We start from the raw sequence: 3,871 nt of genomic DNA, 5'->3' as shown, positions 1-3,871 counted from the left end.
ACGCGGCGGCAATTCCCCAAGTTGCAAGATCAGGCATTTAGCCCTCCAAGTTCGGTGAGTCTGTCAAATTGCCCAGAAATCGAATTTGATGCCTTCCCTGGACCTGCCGTTATTGATAATGGCCCGTGCCCGCCATAGCATTTTGCCTGTACCGCACTCCGGCAGGGTAAAGGTTCCCTGGTAGACGCCCTGGGCATTCGGTACCAGCTGGGTGCGGACCACGCCCATGTACATTTCAAGCCCTTCAAAATCGACGATTAGGGAGTCTGCTGTCATGTTAGCGAGATGCACACGAATGGGAATTTCTGTCATAGATTCGATGGCTTCATTACCTAAACCGACTGTGATGGCTTGATTGTCCTTTCGCCCGATACACTGACCCTTGAAAGGTGCGCATCCCTCGGTGGCGTAAAAAGTGACACCGGCATCCAGATCTGGCTTCAGGTACTGCGGCAGCACGAAAATTGCAGCGACCATCAGACTGAAACCGGCGATACCGAATAACCATGACCATTTCTTGAAGTGCTGATTCAACGACATTTTCGAGTTACCCGAGATCTAGCGTGAGTGTTGTCTGGTGTCCGTGAGAAATCAGGAAGGACCCTCAGCCTAATTAACGTCCTGACTTTCGCTCCGTTGATAACGGCGCTGGTCTTCCGTCCATAGCGTTTTCAGGTACTCGATCACCAACTGAATTTCCTGGTCGGTGAGGATGTCCTTGAACGCCGGCATCGTCAGCCTATCCGTTTTATTGAAGGGATGTCGCCAGCCCTCGGCAATCATCCTCAACAACATGGCATCGCTGTGGCGCCAGGTGTGGCCTGTCTCATCGTGCGGTGGCGGGGGCATTTCGCCTTTCTCATCCGGTTTGGTCCAGTCGGCAGCACCCTCGCCCTGCCATCCGTGGCAGGCGGCGCAGTATTGCTCGTAAATCTGGCGACCCTCGGCCACCTCGGTCGGCCCACTGTCACTGTTTGGTGGCGCGCCCCCCGCCACCACAAGGGCCGGGGCAACGAGCAAGACCAGCGGGAAAGACCACTTATTCATGAACAGGTACCCATTCGCCAGAGGCGTTCTGCGAAAGCAGATCTCCATCCTCTGTGCCCACCACGAGTCCTTCCTTGAGTGAGAATGTCAGAGCGGTGACTGGCTCGGGTATCTTAAGGCCAGCCCAGCTTTCGCCACCGTCCGAACTGTGGTGAAGTTGCCCCTCGATCACGGCGTAGACGTTCTCCGGGGCAGAAGGATCGTAATCAATAGCAGTCACAGTCCCTCGTAATTCGCCGGCATCGCCCCAGAAGCAGAAACAGTCCATGGAGCGGGCAACGCCGCGGGTGGTGCCAGCGAACAGCCAGCCACTTTCCATACTGCCCGGCATATCCGAGTGCAGGAATGCCTGCACCGGCTCCCGGGGGCCACTGTCTACCTTCACCCATTCGGCACCGCCGTCCCTGGATCGGAACATGCCACTTTCACCGAGATAGACGTAAAGCGTTTCGGCTTGGGTGGCGTGGGCGGCAATCGCCGTGATTCCGAGATCCGGCAGGGTGTCATTGAGGGATTGCCAGCGCTTGCTGGCGTTGTCATAGCGCCAGATACCAAGGCCAGGCCCTGCCAGGTACAGACTTTCGTCCGCGCCCTTTGCCATGGACCGAGGGGGAGCGCCGGAATCGGACGGTGGCAGCGGGATCTCGGTAGTGCTCTGGCCTTCCACGGCAAGCAGGCCGCTATTCCGAAGCACCAGTAGGGCGCCGGAGGCGTCAGTCGTCAGCGCCTTCACTGCTTGGCCATCAGTCGCAGACTGGGCTTGAACCAGACCCGGCATGACGGCAATCAACGCGAACAGGAAAAGCCTGGAAACGCCAGAATTCAGGCGGTAAACCTTCGCTTTCATGGGGCTGACCTCAGTAATCCTTGTGTTCACGGAAAACACCCTGCTTGCCATTGGCGTTAAAAGCGATGACCTGATAATCGTCCTTCCGGCCGGTTTCCATGCCGGGGGTGCCATGGGGCATGCCCGGCACTGATAGCCCAATCGTATTGAACTGCGGGTCCTCAAGGTAGGCGACGATGTCATTGGCCGGCACATGGCCCTCAATCACCAGGTTTCCGATCAGCGCAGTGTGGCAGGACGCCATATCTCGGGGTACGTCGTACTTTTGCTTGATTTCATTAAGGTTGTTGGTTTCAACGATGCGGGTCTCAAAGCCATTGGCCGCGAGGTGCTCGGCCCAGTCCTGGCAGCAACCGCAATTGGGGCTTTTGTAAATGGTGATGGCCTGACCTGTCTTTCCACTCTCGGCTTGCGCAACCGATGACTGGTCAGATTCGTTGGTCTGGATGGCCAAGGTGGTGCCAGCGCCGATAACGACAGCGGCTATACCCGTATAAAGGGCGAGTTTCATGGTCTTCATGGAAAATCCTCGGTTGGAATCGCTTACATGTAGTGCAGGGCGCGGGGATGCACATGCGTCCCCGGCCCATAGCTTCAGTTCATGAGGGTGTCCAAATGGTTATTTGGTGCCGGTGTCTTTGTCTTTCATGCCATCGCCACCATGAGCCTGCATCATCTTCATGCACGCTTCGGTCATGGCTTTGCGGTCTTCTGGGGACATATCGGACATCATCCCCATCATGCCGCCCATACCCTCCATGCCTTGCGAGGACATCATGCCATTTTGCTCGGAATGTCCGGCCATCATGCCGGCTCCTTCGCCGTGGGCAACGGCAGAGAAGAGGGCAACACTGCCTGCCAGAACGGCGGCGGTTACGGTGAGGTTGATTTTTGAATTACGCATTTGATTTACTCCAGTTAAAGTCTCGTTACGGATGGACGGAAGTACGAGACTTTGTTGTAAGAATTAACGTTAAAGAGCTTGCCTCCTAGAGGCAAAAATCCGGGTTAAAACTCAGGAGTGGTGTTCTGGAGGGGGCGTAATAGAAGCCAGGAACGGATCCTGGTAGAAGGTTGATCGTGCGGTCAATACCGGGTGGGAGCCCGTATCGGTAAAACCGATGGAATCCCCCGGTAACAGGGCAACGCTGACGCTGACCCCGCATTTGATCAGCCCACTGGCGCTCGGGCAGGCCATGTCAGGGGCTGAGGCACAATCCGCTTCAGTGTCTGTTGAGGAGCCGGCGCTCTCAGCCTGAGCCATCATCATGGAACCACAATCCGGCATCGCAGTGTCCGCGTCGCTGTCCGCTATTTTGGACATAGCCAATGCCGGTCCGCTTATCACCAGAAGCAGTGATAGCAGCGCGGAAATAAATTGGCGGGTTGTTGCGGTCATCCTGATTCCAAGCACCAAGCTGTAAAGGTTCAACGCTGTGACACACAGCTCGACTTTTAGTTCACCAAATCCTAGCAGTTTTTATTTCAATGACACAACGCCATCGATATCCAAAGGCTCAAGGTGAATTCACTTTGACCATTCTGACAAAAGTCTTGACCTTAAACCGTGCTTCAACGTTATTTTCTCAAAAATGCTCAACTGCAACTGTTTACCGCATAAGCGGTGGAAATGAGCAACCAACAACCACGGTAAAAATGAGGGACGATAATGAGAGGAGGACCGGTGGGTTTGCTGACAGGGCCACGGCGTTGGTGGTTGTTTGGCGCCTTCGGGGTCATCGCGGGACTCACCTTTGGCTGGGAACAGCTGGTGATATTCGGGCTCGGTGACAACGGTTGAGCAGACCAAGGAGACTGGTAGCGCTTAGCTTTGCACGAGTTATTGTCAAATCTGGTGTATGACCATCAGGCAGCGCTCCTGTCAGATTGATCCTCCACCGGTATTCCATCCTGAAACTGCACGTTGTCCACGACCAGCTTCAGTTGGTTGAACCCCTTGATCCGCTTCCAGCGTTT

The 3,871-nt window shown here is 55.4% G+C and carries 7 protein-coding genes; 1 reads left to right on the top strand and 6 read right to left on the bottom strand.

The window, feature by feature from the left end; translation table 11 throughout:
- Window positions 1-63 precede the first annotated feature (63 nt).
- From AC13E3_RS00035 to AC13E3_RS00010, 6 genes are all read right to left on the bottom strand, one after another.
- The gene (locus tag AC13E3_RS00035; protein WP_008173720.1) at window positions 64-540 is read right to left on the bottom strand and encodes a hypothetical protein; all 477 of its coding nucleotides are present in this window, start codon (window positions 538-540) and stop codon (window positions 64-66) included.
- Window positions 541-609: 69 nt separating this feature from the next.
- On the bottom strand, window positions 610-1,047 hold the full coding sequence (locus AC13E3_RS00030; protein ID WP_482901549.1) for a c-type cytochrome: 438 nt from the start codon (window positions 1,045-1,047) through the stop codon (window positions 610-612).
- A complete protein-coding gene (locus AC13E3_RS00025) occupies window positions 1,040-1,894 on the bottom strand; it encodes a beta propeller repeat protein (RefSeq protein WP_053112803.1) in 855 nt (284 codons plus the stop codon). The genes AC13E3_RS00030 and AC13E3_RS00025 overlap by 8 nt, the downstream gene beginning before the upstream one ends.
- A 10-nt stretch (window positions 1,895-1,904) precedes the next feature.
- The gene (locus tag AC13E3_RS00020) at window positions 1,905-2,414 is read right to left on the bottom strand and encodes a DUF411 domain-containing protein (RefSeq protein WP_008173723.1); all 510 of its coding nucleotides are present in this window, start codon (window positions 2,412-2,414) and stop codon (window positions 1,905-1,907) included.
- Between the two features lie 99 nt (window positions 2,415-2,513).
- Complete coding sequence (locus tag AC13E3_RS00015) at window positions 2,514-2,798, bottom strand: hypothetical protein (RefSeq protein ID WP_008173724.1); 285 nt, start codon at window positions 2,796-2,798, stop codon at window positions 2,514-2,516.
- Window positions 2,799-2,909: 111 nt separating this feature from the next.
- Window positions 2,910-3,293, bottom strand: a complete 384-nt coding sequence (locus AC13E3_RS00010) for a hypothetical protein (RefSeq protein ID WP_008173725.1) — start codon at window positions 3,291-3,293, stop codon at window positions 2,910-2,912.
- A gap of 270 nt (window positions 3,294-3,563) precedes the next feature.
- Here AC13E3_RS00010 and AC13E3_RS00005 point away from each other — a divergent pair, with 270 nt between their 5' ends.
- Entirely contained in the window at window positions 3,564-3,695 is a 132-nt protein-coding gene (locus AC13E3_RS00005) for a hypothetical protein (protein ID WP_263645069.1), read from the top strand.
- The last annotated feature ends 176 nt before the right edge of the window (window positions 3,696-3,871 follow it).

The organism is Marinobacter sp. L-80 (assembly GCF_056859395.1).
The sequence above is the reverse complement of the archived record's forward strand: the minus strand, read 5'-3'. Positions and strand labels throughout refer to the sequence as shown.